This is a genomic window from Dyella flagellata, assembly GCF_030160275.1.
Lineage (GTDB): Bacteria > Pseudomonadota > Gammaproteobacteria > Xanthomonadales > Rhodanobacteraceae > Dyella_B > Dyella_B flagellata.
On sequence record NZ_BSOA01000049.1, the window covers coordinates 56497 to 79831 of the forward strand.

21 protein-coding genes are annotated in these 23335 nt (G+C 62.9%); 10 read left to right on the forward strand and 11 right to left on the reverse strand.

The features are described from left to right. Positions 1-34 precede the first annotated feature (34 nt). The 4 genes from pyrF (at position 35) to QQJ96_RS20400 (ending at position 4734) form a co-directional block, all read left to right on the forward strand. The gene (pyrF, locus tag QQJ96_RS20385) at positions 35-847 is read left to right on the forward strand and encodes an orotidine-5'-phosphate decarboxylase (RefSeq protein ID WP_284333869.1); all 813 of its coding nucleotides are present in this window, start codon (positions 35-37) and stop codon (positions 845-847) included. Between the two features lie 145 nt (positions 848-992). Further along, positions 993-1490, forward strand: coding sequence for a hypothetical protein (locus QQJ96_RS20390; RefSeq protein ID WP_284333870.1), 498 nt, complete (start codon positions 993-995; stop codon positions 1488-1490). Between the two features lie 201 nt (positions 1491-1691). Next, complete coding sequence (locus QQJ96_RS20395) at positions 1692-3689, forward strand: S1 family peptidase (RefSeq protein WP_284333871.1); 1998 nt, start codon at positions 1692-1694, stop codon at positions 3687-3689. Positions 3690-3903: 214 nt separating this feature from the next. Continuing rightward, positions 3904-4734: an undecaprenyl-diphosphate phosphatase gene (locus QQJ96_RS20400; protein WP_284333872.1), complete on the forward strand. Its 831-nt coding sequence runs from the start codon at positions 3904-3906 to the stop codon at positions 4732-4734. An 86-nt stretch (positions 4735-4820) separates the two neighbouring features. Here the strand turns inward: QQJ96_RS20400 and def are convergent, their stop codons facing one another. Beyond that, entirely contained in the window at positions 4821-5360 is a 540-nt protein-coding gene (gene def, locus QQJ96_RS20405; RefSeq protein ID WP_284333873.1) for a peptide deformylase, read from the reverse strand. 178 nt (positions 5361-5538) lie between these two features. On the opposite strand from def, the gene QQJ96_RS20410 reads away from it, so the two are divergent. The 4 genes from QQJ96_RS20410 (at position 5539) to QQJ96_RS20425 (ending at position 9045) form a co-directional block, all read left to right on the forward strand. After that, positions 5539-7623, forward strand: coding sequence for a carbon starvation CstA family protein (locus QQJ96_RS20410; protein WP_284333874.1), 2085 nt, complete (start codon positions 5539-5541; stop codon positions 7621-7623). 3 nt (positions 7624-7626) lie between these two features. Beyond that, positions 7627-7815 (forward strand): YbdD/YjiX family protein, encoded by a 189-nt coding sequence (locus QQJ96_RS20415; protein WP_284333875.1) that lies wholly within the window; start codon positions 7627-7629, stop codon positions 7813-7815. A gap of 97 nt (positions 7816-7912) precedes the next feature. After that, on the forward strand, positions 7913-8398 hold the full coding sequence (locus QQJ96_RS20420) for a DUF2127 domain-containing protein (protein ID WP_284333876.1): 486 nt from the start codon (positions 7913-7915) through the stop codon (positions 8396-8398). A 158-nt stretch (positions 8399-8556) separates the two neighbouring features. Next, positions 8557-9045: a DUF2127 domain-containing protein gene (locus QQJ96_RS20425; RefSeq protein WP_284333877.1), complete on the forward strand. Its 489-nt coding sequence runs from the start codon at positions 8557-8559 to the stop codon at positions 9043-9045. Positions 9046-9056: 11 nt separating this feature from the next. Here QQJ96_RS20425 and QQJ96_RS20430 read toward each other — a convergent pair whose 3' ends face one another. From QQJ96_RS20430 to xerD, 6 genes are all read right to left on the reverse strand, one after another. Next, positions 9057-9953, reverse strand: a complete 897-nt coding sequence (locus tag QQJ96_RS20430; RefSeq protein ID WP_284333878.1) for a DMT family transporter — start codon at positions 9951-9953, stop codon at positions 9057-9059. Continuing rightward, positions 9950-10816, reverse strand: coding sequence for a glycosyltransferase family 2 protein (locus QQJ96_RS20435; RefSeq protein WP_284333879.1), 867 nt, complete (start codon positions 10814-10816; stop codon positions 9950-9952). The genes QQJ96_RS20430 and QQJ96_RS20435 overlap by 4 nt, the downstream gene beginning before the upstream one ends. A gap of 119 nt (positions 10817-10935) precedes the next feature. Next, positions 10936-11691 carry a hypothetical protein gene (locus tag QQJ96_RS20440; protein WP_284333880.1) on the reverse strand — a complete coding sequence of 252 codons (756 nt, stop codon included), beginning with the start codon at positions 11689-11691 and terminating at the stop codon, positions 10936-10938. After that, positions 11679-15539 (reverse strand): phosphoribosylformylglycinamidine synthase, encoded by a 3861-nt coding sequence (gene purL, locus QQJ96_RS20445; RefSeq protein WP_284333881.1) that lies wholly within the window; start codon positions 15537-15539, stop codon positions 11679-11681. Before purL ends, QQJ96_RS20440 begins: the two co-directional genes overlap by 13 nt. A gap of 168 nt (positions 15540-15707) precedes the next feature. Further along, positions 15708-16484 (reverse strand): disulfide isomerase DsbC N-terminal domain-containing protein, encoded by a 777-nt coding sequence (locus QQJ96_RS20450; RefSeq protein WP_284333882.1) that lies wholly within the window; start codon positions 16482-16484, stop codon positions 15708-15710. 115 nt (positions 16485-16599) lie between these two features. After that, complete coding sequence (gene xerD / locus QQJ96_RS20455; RefSeq protein WP_284333883.1) at positions 16600-17523, reverse strand: site-specific tyrosine recombinase XerD; 924 nt, start codon at positions 17521-17523, stop codon at positions 16600-16602. 84 nt (positions 17524-17607) lie between these two features. On the opposite strand from xerD, the gene QQJ96_RS20460 reads away from it, so the two are divergent. Together QQJ96_RS20460 and QQJ96_RS20465 are read left to right on the forward strand one after the other, a co-directional pair. Beyond that, entirely contained in the window at positions 17608-18102 is a 495-nt protein-coding gene (locus QQJ96_RS20460) for an RDD family protein (protein ID WP_284333884.1), read from the forward strand. A gap of 136 nt (positions 18103-18238) precedes the next feature. Next, positions 18239-19510: a polyhydroxyalkanoate depolymerase gene (locus tag QQJ96_RS20465; protein ID WP_284333885.1), complete on the forward strand. Its 1272-nt coding sequence runs from the start codon at positions 18239-18241 to the stop codon at positions 19508-19510. A 65-nt stretch (positions 19511-19575) separates the two neighbouring features. Here the strand turns inward: QQJ96_RS20465 and ltaE are convergent, their stop codons facing one another. From ltaE to lptF, 4 genes are all read right to left on the reverse strand, one after another. Further along, complete coding sequence (ltaE, locus tag QQJ96_RS20470; protein ID WP_284333886.1) at positions 19576-20601, reverse strand: low-specificity L-threonine aldolase; 1026 nt, start codon at positions 20599-20601, stop codon at positions 19576-19578. A 73-nt stretch (positions 20602-20674) separates the two neighbouring features. After that, complete coding sequence (locus QQJ96_RS20475) at positions 20675-21103, reverse strand: putative toxin-antitoxin system toxin component, PIN family (RefSeq protein ID WP_284333887.1); 429 nt, start codon at positions 21101-21103, stop codon at positions 20675-20677. 22 nt (positions 21104-21125) lie between these two features. Continuing rightward, entirely contained in the window at positions 21126-22229 is a 1104-nt protein-coding gene (gene lptG, locus QQJ96_RS20480; protein WP_284333888.1) for an LPS export ABC transporter permease LptG, read from the reverse strand. Further along, the gene (lptF, locus tag QQJ96_RS20485) at positions 22229-23332 is read right to left on the reverse strand and encodes an LPS export ABC transporter permease LptF (protein WP_284333889.1); all 1104 of its coding nucleotides are present in this window, start codon (positions 23330-23332) and stop codon (positions 22229-22231) included. The genes lptG and lptF overlap by 1 nt, the downstream gene beginning before the upstream one ends. Positions 23333-23335 lie beyond the last annotated feature (3 nt).

Consider the following 23335-nt stretch of genomic DNA (forward strand, 5'->3'; position numbering starts at 1 on the left):
GGGGCTCAATCAGGCAAGACCCCGGAGAGATTCGATGCATTTCATGGCCTCCCTGCAAGCCGCATGGACCCGCAGCAACTCCCTGGTCTGCGTCGGCCTCGATCCGGAGCCCGCCAAATTCCCAGTACACCTCAAGGACCGTCCTGACGCGGTGTTCGAATTCTGCCGCGCCATCGTCGACGACACCGCCGACCTGGTCTGCTCATACAAGCCGCAAATCGCCCATTTCGCTGCCCTGCGCGCGGAAGACGCGCTGGAACGCCTGATCGCGCACATCCATGCCAGGCACCCCGGTGTACCGGTGATTCTCGACGCCAAGCGCGGCGATATCGGCAGCACGGCACAGCATTACGTCACCGAAGCGTTCGAGCGCTATGGCGCCGATGCGGTCACGCTCAATCCTTATCTCGGCCGGGATTCCGCGCAGCCCTTCCTCGATCGTGCCGACAAGGGCGTGATCCTGCTCTGCCATACCTCCAACCCCGGCGCCGCCGACCTGCAGGATCTGGACGTCGGCGGCAAGCCGCTGTACCAGCACGTTGCGCGCATCATCGCGCAAGAATGGAACACTCACGGAAATTGCGCACTGGTCACCGGCGCCACCTATCCAGAGCAACTGGCCGAAGTACGTGCGCTGATCGGCGACACACCGTTGCTGGTACCCGGCATCGGCGCACAGGGCGGCGACGTGCAAGCCGTAGTACGCCATGGCCGTACCGCGAACGGCACCGGCCTGATGATCAATTCCTCCCGCGCCATTCTCTATGCGGGCAGCGGTGAGGATTTCGCCGCCGTGGCGCGCAAAGCGACGCTCGACCTGCGCGATAGCATCAATCACTATCGATAGGGTTGATTGATCCGAAACCTCCTGTTTTCGAGGAAGGGGCGTCCATGCCGAACTTCGATTTGCTGATGTTGCTGGGCTTCATCCTGCCTGGCGCGATCATTTGCCTGATCCATAGACGCCTCACCCGGGCATCGCGCTGATGTACATGGGCCACTATGCCATCGCCCTTGGTGCGCGCCGCTGGCTGAGGCCGCTACCGATGGCGTGGCTGCTGTTCGCCTCGATCGAACCGGATTTGCATGACGCAGTGGGCAATGCGATTCCGGCGCTAAGCATCGGGCCGGACACGCATACCCTCGTTGGCGTCACGGGTGCTGCGCTGATCGTCACCTTGCTGGCGGCGATTCTGTTCCGGCAAGTGTCATTGGCTTTGGGCAGCGGTTTGCTGGTGCTTTCCCATGTTGGCGTCGACTATCTGACCAGCCGACTACCGCTGTGGCGCCACGGCCCGGATATCGGATTACATCTGTACGCGACGCCGTGGGCCGATTTTTTGCTGGAAGCGTTAGTGATGGTAGCCGGTTTGATCCTTTATGCGGCGTCGCCCGACCTGCGTCGTCCGGCACGCGGCAGCCTGATAGGCATGGGATTGCTGATGCTGGCCATGCAGGCGATATGGAATTTTGGCCTGGGCAGCCGTTGAGCGCGTAGGCTGGGATGACAATCCCAGCTTTCTAGGTAGCTTCCCGATGCTGGGATTGCCATCCCAGCCTACCTTCCACGCCCAAGCCTCCTGCCCTCCCCCGCGCAACGGCACTGTGTCAGTATCAGGCGCGGAAATCGGCCCAGTGCCGATCGGGGAATCCTCCAGAGGGAACGTATGCGGACACTGAACGGGCAGGCCATGGGTTCAAGAATTTGCGGTTTTTTGCGGCGAACAGGGTGGACTTTATGGCTGGCCGCGTTGGTGCTCGGACCGGTGCAATGGGCTCATGCCGCCAGTCCCGATCCGTCCCTGGTTGCGAAAATCAACGCGGCGACGTTCGAGGTAGTCATTCCCAGGGCGGGCAACGATCCGCTTACCTACGAGAAGCCCCTGCCGCTCGATTTGCTGCCCTACCAGGAGCGCACCGACAAATACTTTTCCGTCGGCACGGCCTTTGCGATTGGACACAATCACTACGTCACCGCAGGCCACGTGCTGCTGGCGGCGGTCGGTGATCTCACCGGTGCACCGGCGCTGCGCGATGCCAGCGGCCATGTCTACGCTATCGACAAAGTGGAAAAATTCTCGCTGCAGCAGGACTTCGTGATGTTCTCGCTGAAGGAACAGCCTCATGACAACGCCTCTCTGGCAACCAATACCAAGGCTGCGTTGAACAGCGTGGTGTATGCGGTGGGCAACGCGCTGGGCACCGGCGTGGTGATTCGCGACGGCTTGTACACCTCCGACACGCCCGAAGACGAGAACGGCCGCTGGAAATGGATGCGCTTCTCCGCCGCCGCATCGCCCGGCAACAGCGGCGGCCCGTTGCTGGACCAGAATGGCAAGGTCATCGGCGTGGTACTGATGAAATCGCCCAACGAAAACCTCAACTACGCCTTGCCGATCGGCGAAGTGCTGAACGCCCCGGACAATGCGGCGGTGATGGACAAGCGCATCACGTATCAGCTGGATGTAGTGGAGGACACTCAGACCAGCACATTCAAGGCGCAGTTTCCCTTGCCTGCGGCCTATGCGGACTTCAGCGCCACTTACTTGAAGCTGTTCTACGCCCAGGGCGACGAGCAACTGAAGAAACTGTTGCAGCAGCAGGGCGACGATTTGTTTCCGCATGGTCCGGGTTCCAATCACATCCTGCATGAAACACCCGAGCTGAGCCTGTTTCCCGAGCTTATCGTCCGCAACCGCAGCGGCCAGTGGTCGTACACGGGACGCGAACTCAACCGTGTGCCGCTCAGCGGCAACGGTTACGTGGCCAGCGGCTATGTCGGCCACAATTTCCTGATCCATCTGCGCCGCCCTGACGACATGCAGGCGACCACGTTCTACAACGATCCCAAGCAGATGATGGATCTGATCCTGAAGACCGGCTATTGGACACGGGAAATCGGTCCCGAGAAGATCAAGATCACCTCCCTGGGCAAGCCTGCGAGCAGCAGCACTTACACGGATGACTGGCTGCGCCACTGGAAAGTATTCGTGTGGTCGCTGCCCTACATCAACGGGCAAATGGAAGTGTTCGCCCTGCCGGTACCGGATGGCCTGGCGATCATGATGCGCATGAACCCGTCGATGGGCACGCACGACAGTTTGGCCGACATGAAGGCGCTCACCGATTTCTTCAACGTGGATTACGGCGGTACGCTCGCCCAATGGAAGCAATTCCTTGCCGATTCCTCGCTGCTGCCTGAAGTGCTGAGGGACGCACACATCGATTTCGACTACAGCAAACACTTCAGCTACGACGCCAGCAACATCAGCTTCGGCTACCCCTCCGCGTTGCAATCGATCACGCCGGACAACGTGCTTTTCCTGGGTGTGGGCTATTACCAGGACCACGGCAAGTTCGCGCTGCAACCGGGTGTGATCCAGGTCCGTCTGAACAGCACCGATCCCGATCGCATCAGCGTCAAGCGGCACATCACCCCCAGCCCCGACCTCGACGACAATTTCAAGGAAGCCTGGGGCAAGCTGTTGCACAAGCAGCATCCCTTTGATGGCGTGCCTTACAACGACGGTGACGAGATGGACGTGGCCGCGGTGATCGATCCACCCGCGAGCGATGCGCCGCAGGAGCTGTACACCGCCTTCTACGGCACGCAGGGAACGCACAAGCCCGAAGCGATGAAGGCGAAGCTGAAGCTGCTGACACAGCAGCTCAAGGTGAAGTCGCACTGAAGCCCGGCAACGCCCTCTCCGACCGGGAGAGGGTGCTGCCCCTAGCTGAATTCGCATTCATACCATAGCGTTGTCTGTCGTCGAGCTTACATTGGCCAACGGCTTGCATTCGCACTCTCCTCATCTTCATACCCGATAATGACAGGCCGGCCGGCGCAAGCCCCGCCAACAGCCGGCCACGGATAACGTCTTCACTCCCATAAAGGATCGACGCGTGAGTTTGTGGTTCCTGATTTTCCTGAGCGTGCTGCAAGGTGTAACAGAGCTTTTCCCGGTCAGCAGCCTTGGCCATACCTTGCTGGTGCCCGCGCTGTTCGGGGTGCACATCGACAAGCACGCGCCGCAACTGATTCCCTTTCTGGTCGCCCTGCACCTGGGTACGGCTGTGGCGTTGCTCGGTTATTTCCGCCAACGCTGGATCGCTCTGATCCGCGGCTTCTTCGCTTCGCTGGCCGGACGCCATAACGACGAAGGGCACATGATGTGGGCACTGATCATCGGCACCATTCCCGCGTGCGTGGTGGGGTTGCTGCTGGAAAAACGACTGGAATTGGTGTTCAAGGATCTGCGCATCGTCGCTGTGGCGCTGATCGTCAACGGCTTGCTGTTGTGGCTCGGTGACCGGCTGGAGCGCACTCGTCTGCACAAGGCGCCGGAGAAGCTCAGTTTTCGACAGGCGTTCCTGGTCGGGCTGGCGCAAGTGGGCGCGTTGATTCCAGGTTTCTCGCGCAGCGGCCTGACCATGATCGCCGGGTCCGCCACCGGCCTGGACAAGGAAAAGGCCGCCGAATTTTCCTTCCTGCTCGGCACGCCGATCATTCTTGCCGCCGGCGTATTGGAAATTCCGAAACTGTTCAAGGTACCGGAACAACTGGGCGACGCCTTCCTCGGTGGCGTGCTGACGGCGATCGCGGCGTGGCTCAGCCTGCGCTTTCTGATGCGCTATTTCGAAGGTCGTGGACGGCTTGCGTCGTTCGGCACCTACTGCCTGATTGCCGGCGCGGCATTCCTGGGCTGGTTCCTGTTCCATCCCCAGCCGGCATAAATCCGCCTTTCACTTTGGCGGCTCGACAATTCAACGCGCCGCAGCCACGTGCCTGCTTAAGTTTGCTACGTGAGAATCCTGGCGGATCAATCCTCGGCGACCGGATCCATGCCGGGAAACAGCACCTCGGTAAAGCCGAATTTGCTGAAATCGGTAATGCGCGAAGGATACAGGCGTCCGATCAGATGATCGCATTCATGCTGCACCACGCGCGCGTGAAAGCCTTGCGCGTTGCGGTCGATGCGCGAGCCCTTCGGATCGATGCCTTCGTAGCGGATCATCGAATAGCGGTTGACCGCTCCGCGCAGACCCGGCACCGACAAGCAGCCTTCCCAGCCCTCCTCCATGTCCTGCGACAGTGGCGTGATGACCGGATTGAGCAGAATGGTTTGTGGTACCGGCGGCGCGTCCGGATAGCGCTCGGACTGCTCGAAGCCGAAGATCGCCAACTGCAGGTCCACGCCGATCTGCGGCGCGGCAAGGCCGACGCCACCGGCGGCATGCATGGTGTCGAACATGTCGGCGATCAGCGCATCGAGTTCGGCAGTGTTGAGCATGCCATCGGGCACAGGCGGAGCGACACGCAGCAGGCGTGGATCACCCATTTTCAGAATCTCGCGGATCATGCCAACCTCGTAGCAAGCGTTACCGGTTACCCGGAAGTCTAACTGCGGCCGAGCTGCCGTGAATGCAAGCCGATCCCGGCGGCTACCGTTCCGTCATCAAAAACGCGTCCGATCCGCTATTGACCCCTGCCGCCGACGGGACGAACCTAGGCTAGGTTTAGGCGGATCCGGAGTGCATATGGACAGTGTCGCAATGAGGCCCAACAGCGTAGCCGGCAGAGTTCTGTGGGCGGTCATCGCTGCCATCGGCGCCGCCTGCCTGGCGGTAATCGCCCTGCGCCGCGGCGAGCCGGTCAACGCCATCTGGCTGGTGGCCGCGGCGGTGGCGATTTTCCTGATCGGCTACCGCTTCTACGGCAAGTTCATCGAACACCGCGTGCTGCAGATGGACCCCAGCCGCGCGCCACCCTCGGTGCTACGCAACGACGGGCTGGACTACGTGCCCACCGACAAGTGGGTGGTGTTCGGCCACCACTTCGCCGCGATTGCCGGCGCAGGCCCGCTGGTGGGGCCCGTGCTGGCCGCACAGATGGGCTACCTGCCGGGCACCTTGTGGATCCTGTTCGGCGTGGTACTGGGTGGTGCGGTGCAAGATTTCATGGTGCTGGGCCTGTCGGTGCGCCGCGATGCACGCTCGCTCGGCCACATGCTGCGTGAGGAGCTGGGCGCGTTGGCCGGCGTGGTGGCCATGTTCGGCCTGCTGGCGTTGATGATGATCGTGCTGGCCGTGCTGGCGCTGGTGGTGGTCAAGGCGCTCACCCACAGCCCATGGGGCACTTTCTCGGTCGCCTGCACCATTCCCATTGCGCTGCTGATGGGCGTGTACCTGCGCTGGTTGCGTCCCGGGCGCATCCTGGAGGTCTCGCTGATCGGCCTGGTGCTATTGATCTCATCCATCGCCTACGGCGCACATATAGCCGCAACGCCGGAACTGGCCAGGTTGTTCGATTTCGACGCCAAGTCGCTGGCATGGCTGTTGATCATCTACGGCTTCGTAGCCTCCGTCCTGCCCGTATGGCTGTTGCTGGCGCCCCGCGATTATCTGTCCACCTTCCTCAAGATCGGCACCATCCTGCTGCTGGCCCTCGCCATCATCCTGGCCGCACCGCAACTGCAGATGCCGGCCGTGTCACGCTTCATCGACGGCACCGGCCCGGTGTTCCAGGGGCAGCTGTTCCCGTTCCTGTTCATCACCATTGCCTGCGGTTCGGTATCGGGCTGGCATTCGATCATTGCCTCGGGCACAACGCCGAAGCTGCTTTCCAGCGAAGGCGAGGCGCGCATGGTCGGCTACGGCGGCATGCTGATGGAAGCGTTCGTCGCCATCATGGCTTTGATCGCCGCTTCCTCGCTGCATCCGGGGGTGTATTTCGCGATGAACTCGCCTTCGGCGGCGATCGGCACCACGGTTGAGCATGCCGCCAGTGTGATCAGCCAGTGGGGCTTCGTGGTTACGCCGGATGAGCTGGTGCGCACCGCGAAGGACATCGGCGAAACCAGCATCCTCAGCCGTGCCGGCGGCGCGCCCACGCTGGCGGTAGGCATGGCTCAGCTGCTGCACAACATCCTGCCCGGCGAAGGCATGGTCGCGTTCTGGTACCACTACGCGATCCTGTTCGAAGCCCTGTTCATCCTCACCACGGTGGATGCGGGTACGCGCGTGGGACGCTTCATGATCCAGGAAATCGCAGGTCTGGTGTATGCGCCGCTGAAAGGCACCGAATCGTGGGTCGGCAACGTGCTGGCCACCACCATCTGCGTGGGTTTATGGGGCTATTTCCTGTATCAGGGCGCGGTCGACCCCCTGGGCGGCATCAATACCTTGTGGCCGTTGTTCGGCATCGCCAACCAGATGCTGGCAGCCATTGCGTTGATGCTTGCCACCCTGGTCACAGTGAAGCTCAAACGCGAGCGCTACGCCTGGGTACCGGGTATTCCGGCCGTGTGGCTGGTGATTTGCACGCTCACGGCTGGCTGCGAAAAACTCGTCGGCCCGATCAGCTTCAGCGCCGCCGCGCAGAAGTACACCCAGGCCCTGCAAGCCGGCACGCTGCTGGCGCCGGCCAAATCCTTGGATGAAATGCAGCGCATCATCACCAACAACAGGGTGGACGCCACGCTCACAGCGGTGTTCGTGCTGCTGGTGCTGAGCATGCTCGGTTTCAGCGTGCATGCCATCTTCAAGGCCCTGCGCAGCAACGTGCCCACCGCGCGCGAGGCACCGCGCGTCGCCCTGGCCAGTGTGGCAAGCCGGAGTACCTGACCCATGTCGCTCCGGAAACTTTGGCAACGCCTGGTGCAAACCGCTCGCCTGAGCTGCGGCGTGCCGGATTACGACGTCTACGTGGCCCATCTGCGCGCCCACCATCCGGAACGCAAGATACCCACCTATGCCGAGTTCTTCCGCGAGCGGCAAACAGCACGCTATAAGGGCACAGGAGGGCGTTGCTGCTGACCCCTGTCGTTTGTCACCCTGGAAATCCGCAGGGACGCCCTGAGGTATTTGCCCGGCTCTGCCACTACCTTGGCCATAGTCACCCGGGTGTCCCAACATGACCAAGCCCATTTCCGAAATCGAAGCCCGACACAGTTACGGCTTGCGCATAATCGCCGTCTACAAGGCGATCAAATCGGTGTGCCTGATCGGTGTGGCCTTGGTCGCGTTCGGCTTGCATCGGGAACAGAACTTCGAGCGTCTGGTCCACATGCTGGAGCATCTATCATTGCAGGACAGCAGCGGCATGCGCTGGCGCCTGGTCGGTTTGCTGGAGAAATGGGGACCTAGCAAGTTCAAAGCCGTCGGCATGGTGGCGCTTGCCTATGCGGCGATCTTTGCGACGGAGGGCATAGGCCTATGGTTGCGCAGGCACTGGGCAGAATGGTTCACGGTGCTCGCGACCAGCTCCCTGATTCCGGTGGAGGCGTATGAGATGTTCCACAAGTTCAGCGGGCTAAAGCTGGGCGCGTTAATCGGCAACATTGCGATCGTAATCTATTTGATCCGCATTGCGATGCAGCCGCACGGACGCCAACCTTGAATCCGCCCGCGGCAACCCCGCCAGGCACATCGCGGCCGGCGCCTCGCTCGGCCGGCCGGAAATCCGAGATCATGTCCCGTGAAAGAAATGATCTTGCCGTATCCACCTGCGATTAGACTCTACCCTTTTACCCGAGCCATCGCCCTGGGCACCCCCACATGACCAAGCCCGTTTCCGAGATCGAGGCCCGACACAGCTTCGGCCTGCGCGTGATCGCCATCTACGAGGTGATCAAAACGCTGTGCCTGATCTTCGTGGCCTTTGTCGCATTCGGCCTGCACCAGCAGCAGAACTTCGAGCGCCTGGTGCATACGCTGGAGCATCTTTCATTGCAGGACAGCAGCGGCATGCGTTGGCGCCTGGTGGAATTGCTGCAGGAAATGGGACCCAGCAAGTTCATGGCCATCGGCATCGTGGCACTGGCCTACGCAGCGGTCTTCGCGGCAGAAGGCATAGGCTTGTGGCTACGTAAGCACTGGGCCGAATGGTTCACGGTGATCGCCACCGGTTCGCTGATCCCGGTGGAAGCCTATGAGATGTTCCACAAGTTCGGTTGGCTGAAGCTGGGCGCACTGATCGGCAATGTGGCGATCGTGATCTATCTGGTTCGAATTGCTATGCAGCCACATGGACGCAAAGCGCCTTAGCTTGCGTTGATTTATACCTCGTGATGGATCGCTTCGGCTGGCGGCGCTCGACGCGGCGTTAGCTCCACCAGGTACATGGCGCCCAGCACCAAAATGCCGCCGCACAGCATGCGCCACGTAAGTATGTCGCTGCCGAACGCCACCGCAAAGGCCGCGGCGAAAACCGGTTCCGTGGTCATCACGATGGCTGCACGCGTGGCCGGCAAGTGCGCCTGTGCCCAGGTCTGCATTAGCATGGCACCCGCGCCGGCCACCAGCGCCATGTACAGCACGGCGATCCATGCGCTGCGATCCGGCGGCAGCACCGGGCCACCATGTCCCAGCGTGGCTAGCAGGCACACGAGCGCGATGACGGCCATCTGCACAGCGGACAGACCAAACGCCTCATCAGCCCGTGACCAGTGCCCCAATGCCACGATGTGCAGGCCATAAAGCAGCGCGGAAGCGAGTGTCAGCCAAACTCCGGGGTCCACGGAAAAACCATTGAGCGAGAGTAGCGCCAAGCCAAGCGTCGCCAAGCCGACCGCCAGCCACACCGTCAGCGGCATGCGTTGACGCAACAGCACAGTGGCGAGTATCGGCGTAAACACCACATACATACCTGTTACGAAGCCGCTGACGCTGGGCGAAATCAGCGCCAGCCCCCAGGTCTGCAACAACTGTCCGCAGCCATAGAGCACGCCCATCACCACGCCTCGCCACAGTTGCCTGCGTTCCAGCCGCAGCACATGGCGATGGAACAGCGCAAACATGGCGAGGGTGGCCACGATGAAGCGTACTGCCAGAAAATCTGCCACCGGCATGCGACCGACCACATCCTTGATCAGCACGAAGGTGGAGCCCCACACGGCGGTCATTACCAGCAGACCGAAGGTCGCCAGCATGCTGATGCGCTTAGCGGCGCTCATCGCCGCGACATCCGCAACCACTGCCCGGGAATTTTTATGAGGAAGTGCGACCAGACGCCCAGCCAAACCACGGCGGCCACGTGCGGCTGGCGTGCGGAGGGATCGAACTTGCGAAACCAACGCCACATGCCGCGGTGCTTGTGATAGCTCACGAACACCGGACGATGCCGACTCGATCCGCCCTTGCCATGCGGCACGCGCACGTCACCAGCAAGCAGGACGCGCCAGCCTGCGTCACGCACACGACGGCACAGATCCAGGTCCTCGCAATGCAGGAAATAGTTCTCGTCGAAACCGTGCAACGTTTCGAACACACGCAGCGGCATCAGCATCGCTGCCCCCGATACGGCTTCGGCTTCCACCACTTCGCCGGGAATGCTTCGCGCATTTACGCCACCCTCGCGCTTGAACAGCGTGGCCAGTGCGCGCCTAAGGACGGGATCCCGACGGAACGAGGCCGGGTCGGGTACACCGTGCGCATCGCAGACCACCGCCCCCACCAGGCCCGCCTTCTGCTCATTGGCCTGTACCTCCAGCAGACGCTGCAAGGCAGCCTGGTCGATCAGGCAGTCCGGATTGAGAATCAGCAAGGTTTCGCCCTGCGCCCGCGTCGCGGCGCGATTGACCGCCGGACCGAAGCCGAGATTGGCGTGGTTGTAGATCGGCTTGAAACGCGCATCACTCTCGTGTGCACGGGCGATTGCTTGCGGGATGCCATCCACCGATGCGTTGTCGATCAGCAGCAATTCAAGCGGAGTCGTGCAGGCCAGGACGCTCTTCACGCAGTCGCGCAAACTCGCACCGCTGTCGGCGGAGACGATGATGACGCTGACTAGCGGTCGTGACGGGTCGAGGGCGGACATGATTGAACGTCGCTGTGAGGTTCCAATCGTACGAAAAATCCAGGTCACTCGTCATGGATGGCCCGGACCGGATCATCGTTCCGGCGAAGCAAGAGCAAACGCGGCCAGGCTGTGCCGCACTACTCGTCGCGCTGATCCTGCCCGAGTACATGCGACAACGCCAAGGGGGGCTGTTCCTCACTGCGACTCAACCAGGCCTCCCCGGCGTGCCAGCCGTACAGTTGCCAGCTGCGCAACCGATACAGCTTGCCGTCGGCGCGATCGTACAGCACTACGCCGCGCCACGCCGCCATCGGCCACGCCAACCAACGCCTCCCCGGCGCCACTGAAACCTTCAGTTCAATGTTGTCGATGCGCGCCGCCGCACCGACTATGCAGCTACGGGCGTCGAGCATAGCTACATCTCCCAAGACCTTAGTCGCAGCGCTGTCCAGGGTGATCCAATCCGGGGCCTGCAACTCGATCAGCGTGCCGGAAGGACCGATTGGCGCCTGCGCCAGTTCGCTCCATTCCGGCGAGGCCGCCGCGGCGGCTGCGCTGCGTTGCGGCTTGTGATCCTGCCAGGATTCGAGCAGCACGAGCAGCGTAAAACCCGCCAGCGCCGCCAGCGCGGTCAAGGTCAGGCCAAGCCCGTGGTTGTCGAATGCGCGAAAGCCCGCAGCCAGCAAGCCAGCCAATCCCCAGCGCAACGCTGGCCGGAGCATACCGTTGTAACGTTGCAAGCGGGGTAGCTGTATCGCCTGGATGGCGGCCAGCCCCAGTAACAGCGGCAGGCCGGTCCACCACGGCATCCCTGCCAGCAAAAGTGCCCAGGCGATGGCCAGCAGCCAGGCCGGCCATCGGCGCCCTGGCGCGGCAAATCTCAGCCGCACCACACCCTGGCGTTGCGGAACATGCGCATCCAGGGGGAATCCTCGCCCCAGCTTTCTGGATGCCAGCTCATTTGCACGGTGCGGAATACACGCTCCGGATGCGGCATGAGGGCCGTCACGCGTCCGTCCGCGGCGGTGAAGCCGGCAAGGCCGCCCGGCGAACCATTGGGATTGAGCGGGTAGTGTTCGGTGGGTTTGCCGCGGTTGTCGACGAAGCGTACCGCTCCGCCCGCCTTGGAGGGACTGCACATGGCCGGGAAATTAACCCGTCCTTCGCCGTGCGCGACCACCACCGGGATGCGCGAGCCGGTCATTCCCTTGAAGAAGAGGCTGGGCGAATCCAGCACTTCCAGCGTGGCCAGGCGCGCTTCGTATTGCTCGGAGGCATTGCGCAGGAACTTCGGCCAGTGCTGTGCGCCTGGAATGATGTCCTTGAGCTGGCTCAGCATCTGGCAGCCATTGCACACGCCCAGCGCAAACTTGCTCGCGTCGGCAAAGAACTCGCTGAATTGCGCGCGCAGCATCTCGTTGTACAGAATGGACGCCGCCCATCCGCGCCCCGCGCCGAGCACGTCGCCGAAAGAGAAGCCGCCACACGCGGCAAAACCACGGAAATCACCGAGTTTGATGCGGCCGCTGGCGAGGTCGGACATGTGCACGTCCACCGCCTCGAAGCCAGCGCGCGTAAAGGCCGCGGCCATTTCGACCTGACCATTCACACCCTGCTCACGCAGGATCGCCACGCGCGGCTTGGCACCCTGCTTGATGTAGGGGGCTGCAATATCTTCGGCCGGATCGAACGTGAGCTTCGGACTGATGCCCGCATCCGCGTCGTCGATGCGCCATTCCAGTTCCGCATCCGCGCTCGCCGGATTGTCGCGCAGGCGTTGCATCGCGTGGCTGGTTTCGTTCCAGGCCTTGAACAGCTGCGTCCAGTTCCACTTGAACAGCGTGTCCTTGTTGAGAAACAGCTTGATGCCGAGCTTCTCTTTCGGACGGCCGATGCGGTTGCTCATGCCGGCGAGGCCGTGCTTGATCAGCAGCGCCTCGAATGCCTCGCGATTGGCCGTGGCCACCTGCAATACCGCACCGAGCTCTTCGTTGAACAGCGCGCGCAGCGTGGCTTCGGCCCAGCCGTCCAGCGTGATTTCCAGGCCGCAGCGGCCGGCGAATGCCATTTCCAACAAGGTAACGATCACGCCGCCATCGGAGCGATCGTGATAAGCCAACAGGATGCGTTCGCGGCTCGCCTCCTGCACCAGGTCGAACAGCGCCTTCAGGCGCTTGGCGTCGTCCAGGTCCGGCGGCATGCCGCCACCGCGGTTGAACACTTGCGTAAGCGCGGAACCGCCGAGACGGCCACGGCCGGCGCCCAGATCGATCAGCCATAGATCGGAATCACCGCGGTCCAGTCGCAGTTGCGGCGTAAGCGTACGCCGGACGTCGCCGACTCGCGCAAAACCGGTGATCACCAGCGACACTGGCGCCACCGTACGCTGCGGCGTATCGCCGTCTTGCCATACGGTCTGCATGGATAGCGAATCCTTGCCGACCGGAATGGAGATATCCAGTTGCGGGCACAGCTCCATGCCCACGGTTTTCACCGCATCGAACAGGGCCGCATCTTCACCCGGGTGATTGACCGCAGCCATCCAGTTCGCGGAAAGGCGCACTTCGCCCAACTGATCGATCGGCGCCGCGGCCAGGTTGGTGATCGCTTCGCCCACCGCCAGGCGTGCCGCCGCGGCACTGTTGAGCACAGCCACCGGCGCGCGCTCGGCCATCGCCATCGCTTCGCCCTGGTAGCCATCGAAATCCGCCAAGGTCACGGCGCAATCGGCGACCGGCACCTGCCACGGCCCGACCATCGGGTCACGCGTACACAGGCCACCGACAGTGCGATCGCCGATGGTGATGAGGAAGCTCTTGCTGCCGACGGTCGGCAGGCGCAGCACACGCATTAGCGCTTCGTCCATGCCGATGCCGCTTAGGTCCGGAATCAGATCGATGCGCGGCTTGATGTGCCTGGCGTCGCGATGCATGCGCGGTGGCTTGCCGAACAGCACGTCCATCGGCAGATCGATCACCGTGAGCTGGCGGTGTGGATCGGTCACGCGCAGCACACGTTCCGCGGTGGCAGCGCCTACTACGGCATACGGGCAACGCTCGCGCACGCAATACGCCTCGAACTGCGGCAGGTGTTCCTGCGCAATCGCCAGCACGTAGCGTTCTTGCGATTCATTGCTCCACACCTGCATCGGCGACAGCGAGGGATCGTCGCAGGGCACTTTCGACAGATCGATCTCACCGCCCACGCCCGCATCGTTGAGCAATTCGGGAATGGCGTTGGAAATGCCGCCAGCGCCAACGTCGTGGATGCTGACGATCGGATTGTGCTCGCCGAGCGACCAGCAGCTGTCGATCACTTGCTGACAGCGACGCTCCATTTCCGCGTTGTCGCGCTGTACCGAAGCAAAATCGAGCTCCGCACTGGATGCGCCGGACGCCATCGACGAAGCCGCGCCACCGCCCAGGCCGATCAGCATCGCCGGACCGCCGAGCACGATGACTGCGTGTCCCGGCAGCACTTCGCGCTTCTGCACGTGGTCGCTGCGCATATTGGCCAGGCCGCCGGCGATCATGATCGGCTTGTCGTAACCGCGCCGTACGCCGGCTTCTCCGGTTTCATGCTCATAGGTGCGGAAGTAGCCGCCCAGGCAAGGGCGGCCGAATTCGTTGTTGAACGCCGCGGCACCGAGTGGACCATCGCGCATGATCTCGAACGCGCTGGCCATGCGTGGCGGCAGCGGGCGCTCCACTTCCCATGGCTGCGGATGGCCGGGAATGCGCAGGTCCGACACGGAGAAACCGGTGAGGCCGGCTTTTGGCTTGGCACCGCGGCCGGTAGCGCCCTCATCGCGAATTTCGCCACCGGCGCCGGTCGCAGCGCCAGGCCAGGGCGCGATCGCGGTGGGATGGTTGTGCGTTTCCACTTTGATCGCGTAATCGATGCGCTGTTCGCTGGCGCGCCATACGCCGTCATCGTCGCAAACGAAACGCTTGCCGGCGTGGCCCTCGATCACGGCCGCGTTGTCCTTGTAGGCGGAAAGCGTGTAAGCGGGCGAGTGCTGGTGCGTGTTCTTGATCATCGCGAACAGGCTTTTCTCCTGCGCTTCGCCATCCAGCGTCCAGCTGGCATTGAATACCTTGTGGCGGCAGTGCTCGGAGTTGGCCTGCGCGAACATGAAGAGTTCAGCGTCGGTGGGATCACGGCCGAGCTCCGCATAGCGGGCGGCAAGGTAGTCGATCTCGTCCTCGGCCAGGGCCAGACCCAGGTCGGTATTGGCGCGGGCCAACGCGCTACGCGGATCGGCCCCCAGTTTGACGTGCACCAGATCGCCGGGCTGGCCGGCCAGGAACAAACCTTGTGCCTGTTCCAGGCGAGTGAGCACCGATTGCGTCATCGCGTCGTGCAAAACGGCAAGCAACTCGCCGTAGCCGGCGTCATGGATCGCCGGCAAGCCGCTTACTTGATAGGCCGTGCCGCGTTCAACGCGGCGCACGTCGAAACCGCAGTCGTGAAGAATGTCGGTGGCCTTGCTCGACCAGGGAGAAATGGTGCCCAGGCGCGGCACCACCCACAGCGAAGCCAGTTCCGGCTTGCTGTCCTTGGCCTCCAGCGCCTCCAGCAAGCGCTGGCGCTGCGCTCCCTCCGGCTCGACCGCCGCATCAACGAAGTAGACGAACCAGCACGCCTGCACGCGGGCGCCGCGATGCAAGGCATCCAGGCGGGCATTGAGACGTTCCAGGCGGAAAGGCGAAAGGGCGCTCTGCCCGTCGAGTGCGATCATTGCGGGGGGAAAAGGCGCTAAGCGATGGAGCTGCGTATTGTACCTGAGCAGCGCCCCTCCCTGCGCGGCGCAATCTGGCCGTTGCGCTTAGCTTGGGATGAAATCCCAGCATTGACAACGCCATACGGAGAGCTGGGATTGACATCCCAGCCACTGGGCTGCAACGGATCAACCGCCTTTGGCGGCGTGTTCCTGCACCGCCTGCAGCATCTGCTGCGGCGTCAGGTAGCCGCCGAGCAGGCTACCGTCCTCGGCATAAACAGCCGGGGTGCCGGTGACGCCAAGGCGCAGACCAAGATCGAACTGATCCTTGACCGGATTCTTGCAGTCGACGGCCTTCGGCTCACGGCCCTTCTTGGCTTCGGTGAAGGCGTCTTTGCGATCGGCGGCGCACCAGATCGACACCATCTCCTTGTACGTCGAGGTCGGCTTGCCGTCCTCGCCGGTGACGCCGGCACGCGGCCAGGCCAAATACTGCACCGCGATGCCTTCCTGGTTGAAGGCCTTGATCTGCTCATGCAGCACACGGCAATACGGGCAAGTCACGTCGGTGAATACAGTGACCGTGTATTTGGGCTTGGCCGGCGCAAACACGATGCGGTCCGACACCGGCACCTTGGCCAGCTCCGTTTTGCGGAAGGCCGCCCAGGCGTCTTCGGTGAGGCTGCTGCCTTTGCTGGCGTCGATCAGTTCGCCGTTCATCACGTACTTGCCGTCGCCGCTGATGTAGACCATGTGCCCGGACGCGATCACCTGATAGAAGCCCGGCAGCGGCGCCGGCGTGATTTGCTCGACCTTCGCCTTGGGCACGAGCCGCAGCAAGGTCTGGCGCACCACGCTTTCAGGGGTATTCGCAGTCGCCCCGGAAACGGCGGCCTGCGCCACCACGATGCCTGCATGCATGGCCAACACGCTCACGCAAAGCAGCCAGAACTTCTTGGACATACAACCTCTTTGCCGAGCGGCCACGTGACGGAAAGACGTAAGTATCACATATCGGCCGTAGCACTCCGTCACGACTAGTCCCATATGGCATGCCTGGGTAGGGTGGGGTGCAAACCTACCCGCGCGGGTGATGCTGAGCGTGCAAGCGTTTCAACCCTTCCTTGGCGACCAGCGTGTAAATTTGCGTGGTGCTCAACGCGCTATGCCCTAGCAGCATCTGCAAGGCACGCAGATCCGCCCCGTGGTTCAACAGATGGGTAGCGAACGAATGGCGCAGCACGTGCGGCGAAATGCGCTTGCTGTTAATGCCCACCACCATGGCGTGACGCTTGACCAGGGTCCAGAACATCTGCCTCGTCATGCCTTCGCCGCGCTTGCTCAGGAACAGCGCCGACGGCTGCCGGCCTTTGGCCAGCGTGGGGCGCGCCTGGCTGAGATAGGACTGGATGTATTCCAGCGCCACTTCGCCAACCGGCACCAGTCGATCCTTGCCGCCTTTGCCGGTCACGCGCAACACGCCCTGGCGGGTGTTGAGCGCAGCCAGCGGCAGCTCCACCAGTTCGGAAACGCGCAGCCCCGAGGCATACATCAACTCAAGCATGGCGCGATCACGCAACCCCAGCGTGGTGGACACGTCCGGCGCATGCAGCAAGCCTTCGATCTCGCGCTCGGCCAGCGCCTTGGGCAAGCTACGTGGCGTCTTGGGGCGCTCGATCAACAGCGTAGGGTCTTCAAAGCCGGGCTCGTCACGTGCCATCGATGCGTAGAAGCGGCGGAACGCCGATTGGCGGCGCGCCATCGAACGCACCGCCACCGGTTGCGAGCCATGGAACGCGGAAAGGTCTTCGCGCCGCGCCGTGCGCAGGGTCCGTCCGCGCCCTGTCAACCAACGGGCCAGGGCTTCAAGGTCCTGGCGATAAGCCTGCAGCGTACGCTCGGCGAGGCCGTCTTCGGACCAGACGCGCTCCAGGAAGGCGGCAATTTCCCCTTCATCCGCTTCGGCGGTGGCGACCAACTCTTTACTCGTGCTCGGTTTCATGCGCACGATGCTGGGAGTTACACGCAGGTTGTGCAAGCGTGATGCGTTTGCGCAGCATCCTTTAGGAGCCGATTGGCGGACTTCATGACGCAAACGACCACCATGACCTGCCCGCTGTGGCGGCGCCTGCTCGCTCTGCTTTACGACCTGGTGGCGGTATTGGCCATCGTGATGGTGGTGGGATTGCTCTGCCAGCTCGCCACACATGGCCAGCTGATTACCACCGGCGCGCAGGTGCACATCGCCTGGTGGTACCAGCCACTGCAAGGCTTGGTGGTGGCGGCCTACTTCCTGATTTCCTGGCTGCGCGGCGGACAGACCCTGGGCATGCGCCCTTGGCGCATCCGCGTGGCCGGCAGCAGCGGCGCGCGACTGACCCTGAAACAGGCGCTGCTGCGCCTGTTCGCCGCCGCCCTGCCCTTGCTATGGCTGCTGCTGGCCCCCGCCCTGGGCCTGAGGGTGGCACTGTGGGCGGTGGCCGCGGCCTGGCTCGTGTGGTTCTTGGTGGCGCTGTTCGATCGCCGTCACCGCGCGGTGCATGACCTGCTGGCCGGCTCCGAGCTGCGCCGGACCGGCTGAAATCGCCGTCGCTGACCACTTGAGACGCATGAATCTGTAAGTTATTGATATACAAAGCGACACAGACCTGTCGCAATGCAGCATTGCAGCCCGTAAACGGCTATCATATGACTTTAGCCGACGCCTCCCGCACACCATGCTTTACCAGCTTCATGAATGGCAACGCGCCTTCCTCGGCCCCTTGAGCCACTACGCCGAGGCCAGCGCCCGCATGCTCACCGACCCCAACAGCCCCCTGGCCCAGTTGCCGGGCGCACAGCGCATGGCGGCGGGTTATGAGCTGGTCCATCGCCTGGGCAAGGACTACGAAAAGCCGGCGTTCAATATCCACAGCATCACCAATCCACAGGGCAACCAGATCGCGATCATCGAGCGCCTCGATCTGGAGACACCCTTCTGCCAGCTGCGCCGTTTCAAGCGCTTCAGCGACGATCCGGAAACCATCGAGAAGATGAAGTCCGAGCCGGTGGTGCTGGTGGTGGCGCCGCTGTCCGGTCATCATGCAACCCTGCTGCGCGATACCGTGCGCTCGTTGCTGCTCGATCACAAGGTGTACATCACCGACTGGACCGATGCGCGCATGATTCCCGCGTCGGCCGGCCCGTTCCATCTGGATGACTACGTCGCGACCATCGAGCAGTTCATCCGCCACATCGGCGCCGAATCCCTGCATGTGATTTCGGTATGCCAGCCGACGGTGCCGGTGCTGGCTGCCATTTCGCTGATGGCCGCGCGCGGCGAAGCCACGCCACGCAGCATGACGATGATGGGCGGTCCGATCGATCCACGCCGCAGCCCGACCAGTGTCAACAACCTGGCCACCCAGCAGCCGTTGAGCTGGTTCCGCGGCAACGTGATTCACACCGTGCCGATCAACTATCCCGGCCATGGACGCGAGGTCTACCCAGGCTTCCTGCAGCACGCGGGTTTCGTGGCGATGAATCCGGGCCGCCACCTCAGTTCGCACTGGGATTTCTATCTCAACCTGTTGCGCGGCGACCTGGATGACGCCGAAGCGCATCGCAAGTTCTACGACGAATACAACGCGGTGCTCGACATGCCGGCGGAGTATTACCTGGACACCATCAGCACCGTGTTCCAGCAATTTCTGCTGCCGCGCGGCTTGTGGGAAGTCAATGGCGAGCGCGTGAACCCTGCGGCCATCAAGCGCACCAGCCTGCTCACCATCGAGGGCGAGCTGGACGATATCTCCGGCATCGGGCAGACCGAGGCGGCGCATGATCTGTGCACCGGCATTCCGACGGCGCGGCGCGCACATCGCGTCGTCGAAGGGGCCGGTCACTACGGCATTTTCAGCGGCCGTCGCTGGCGTGAAGTAGTGTACCCGCAGGTACGCGATTTCATTCGCCGCTCTGACATGGCGCTGGTGTCCTCCAAGCGGGCCTGATGCAGTTACGCAGGCTGGGATGATCCCGGCCAGCCCCTGCCCCAAAGCTGGGATTTCATCCCAGCCTACGCAGCCCCTTGCGCAAAGAAGGACGCGAACGCAGCGATCACGCGATCGACGCCCTCATCATCGACGTCCAGATGCGTCACCAGCCGCAAGGTCGGCAAATAGCCGATGCTTATGCGTATCGAGGCGCTACGCAGATGCGCATCCAGTTCGCGCAAGCGCTCGCCAGGCACGTCGATGAATACCATGTTGGTATGCTGGCCTAGCAGTTTGACGCCGGCGATCTCCCGCAAACTGCCGGCGAGTCGCGCAGCACGCGCGTGGTCGTCCGCCAAGCGCGCCACGTGATGGTCCAACGCATGCAGGCAGGCCGCTGCCAGCAGGCCCGCCTGGCGCCAGCCACCACCGGCCACCTTGCGCCAACGCCGCGCCTTCTCGATCAGGGCCGCCGAACCCACCAGCACCGATCCTACCGGCGCTGCCAGCCCCTTGGACAAGCACACTGAGACGCTGTCGAAGTGCTGCGCGATTTCCCGCGCCGGGACCCCAGCGGCCACTGCAGCGTTGTAGAGCCGAGCGCCATCCAGGTGCAGAGCGAGTCCGCGCTCACGAGCAAATTCACCAGCGGCACGCAGGTAATCCAACGGCAGTACGCGGCCATGCCAGGTGTTCTCCAACGCCAGCAGGCGCGTGCGGGCGAAATGCGGATCGATCGGCTTGATCGCCGCTGCCACCTTTTCCAGCGGCAGCGTGCCATCCGCGTCATGCGCGATCGGCTGCGGCTGGATCGAACCCAGCACAGCCGCCCCGCCGCCTTCGAATTTATAGGTGTGCGCTTCGGCGCCAACGATGTATTCGTCGCCGCGCTCGCAATGGGACATCAGTGCCAGCAGGTTCGATTGCGTGCCCGATGGCACGAACAGTCCCGCTGCGAAGCCCAGATCGTCGGCAAGGCGTCGCTGCAGTGCGTTGACGGTGGGATCTTCGCCGTAGACATCATCGCCCACCTCAACGTCGAGCATGGCTTCGCGCATGGCGCGCGTTGGCTGGGTGACGGTGTCGCTACGCAGGTCGATCCAGTTCATGACATCCCCAGGGAGGAATGAAGAGCCCATGACTTTGCCGGGTACAGCAGCCATCGGCAAGCGCGGGCCCAGTCTACGGGCTTAGCGCATCTCGCCACGCCGTCGGCGACAGGATGGCGAACAAGCCATCGCGCTGCGTGCGCCTGGCCAGACGCAGCAACTCGTCGTCCCGGGTGAGCAAGGCTGCGGCGCCCGCCTGCCACGCAAGCTGCAGGAATTTCTGATCGTCGCGATCGCGACAGCGCGGCAGCGCCACGCCGCTGGGCATGCCCCTATCGGCCGGCGGGATGCATTGCACGTATCGGTCGAAGGTCCCGGCCGCCTGCAGGCGCCGCTGCTCTTGCAGTTTCAACCGCGGATACGCCAACACCGCCAGCCATTCGGCACGGCAATCCTCGCGGGTTATCAGCTGGACTTCACCGGCAAGTACCGCTGCGAGCAGCGCGGCGCTTGCCGAGTCTTCGAACACGAACAAATCCAGGCAAACATTGGTATCGGGCACGAGCCTCGGTACGCCGGACGCATCACGCATGCTTGCGGAAATAGAACCACGCGATGAACACCAGCAACAGCACCGGCAGTACGTTTGCCATCATCGGAGGCGCGCCATAGACCGTGCTGAAGTTGACGATGGCGACCTGCGCAAAATGCCAGCACAGGGCGATGATGATGCCGATGAAGATGCGCTTGCCCAATCCGCCGGAGCGCAGCGCGCCGAAGGCAAAAGGCATGACGCACAACACCAGCACCAGCGTATTGATGGGATACATCACGCGCCCCCAGAACGGCATTTCATAGGGGCGGGCGTTCTCGCCATTCTTGAGCTTGTACGTAATGATGTGCTGCAGATCGCGCATCGACAGGTACTGCGGCTGGATCAGCGACTGCTGCAGGATTTCCGGGTCGAGCTGGGAATCCCAGTGTTCATTCGTAGACGTACTGCTGTGCACGCCCTTTTCGTCCAGGGTGGTGCTGCGCACACGATCCAGCACCCATTCCTTGCCGACATGTTCGGCCGTGTTGGCCTGGTCGAAGCGGCTCAGTTGCCGACCATCGGGGGTCAGCGTGAAAACGCGCACATCCATCAGCTGTACGTGGGAATGGTCACCGGTATCGCTCAGTGTGCGGTTTTTGGCATTGATGATGCGGTCGCCATCGCGCGCCCACAGGCCACTACTGGTAAGCCCAAGACTGCCGCCCGAGCGCAAGCGCAACGTCAACGCCTGCGCCTGCTGGTCGCCCCACGGACCGACGGTTTCACCCATCACCACCACGCCAGCCACCAGGATCGCCACCACGCCTGCTGCCGATGCGCCAATGCGCAAGCGTGACATGCCAGACGCGCGCAATGCCGTCAATTCGCCAGTGGAGGCCAGGCTGCCGAGGCCCATCAGGCCGCCAATCAATGCGGCAAATCCGAACATCTCGTACATGCGGCGCGGGATCGTCACCACGACATAGAAGATCGCATTGCTGAGCGTGTAGCCATTACGTCCGATGAAATGCAACTGGCGGCCAAACTGGATCATCGCATCCAGGCCCACCAGCACCAGCCACACCATCAGCATCGAACCGAACACCGTGGTGCCGATCAGCCAGTCCACGCGCTTGACGCGCAAGCTTGCCATCAGGCCCTCGCCTTGCGCGGGGCGCGCGCTGCGTATTGGTTGCGGAAGCTCAAGGCGGCTGCCCCAAACAGTGCGATGCTGAGCACCCACAGCGGCGTGGAGTGATGCCAGTGCCCCTTGGCGAGCTGGCCACGGCACAACTCCAGCAGGTTGTAATACAGGAAGAAGCCGAGCACCGCGATCAGCATGCGGCCGTAACGAGGCTCGCGAGGCGTCTGCCGCGACAGCGGCATTGCCAGCATCAACAGCGCCAGCGTCATCACCGGCACCACCGTGCGCCACGCGAATTCGGCGCGCGCGTCCGGGGTGGTGTTGCGCATCAGGTCGACCATGTCCAGGTTATGGATCGGGTCCGCTTCATCATCGGACTGGATCGCCGAGAGCGCGCTGTCATTGCGCTCGTATTGCATGCGGCGCCAGTTGTCGGCGCCGAGCGGGATTTCATACTGCCAGCCGTCTTCCAGCGCCAGGTAGCGATTGCTGTTATCGCTGCTGGAATACAGATTTCCCTTTTGGCCGGTAACCATCTTCATCACCAGGCTGCCGTCCTTGTTGGTGCGCTCGGCGGCGATGAAGGTGCGGCCCAGGCGCTGCCCGTCCCGGCTCAACGTGTCGACCAGAATGATACCGCCCTTGCCCGGCAGCTCGGTGAAACGGCCGGCATCGAGGCCGGCGGCGATGATCGAGCGATTGGCCGCCTGCACGAGACTGTCGGAAGTCCGAGCCGACAGCGGCCCCAGCCACATCGACACCGCACTGACCAGCGCCAGCATGATCGCCGCGACGATGCCCATCGGCCGCAGCAATCCGCCCATGCCCATGCCGGAGGAGGCAAGCACGTGCATTTCACTTTCGCGGTACATGCGCCCGAAAGTCTGCAGCACGCCCAGGAAGCCGGCCAGCGGCAGCATGCTGGACAGCGTATCGACCATGTTCAGGCCTAGCACCTGGAACATGACGCTGGCCGGGAAACTGCCCTTGGCCACCTGTTCAAGCACGTGCGCGAAGGTGGTGCCGGCCATGATCACCAGCAGCACGATGACCGTGGCGCCGATGGTCGTGGCCAGCTCGCGCAGGAAATACCGGTCTAGGATGCTCAGCATGCG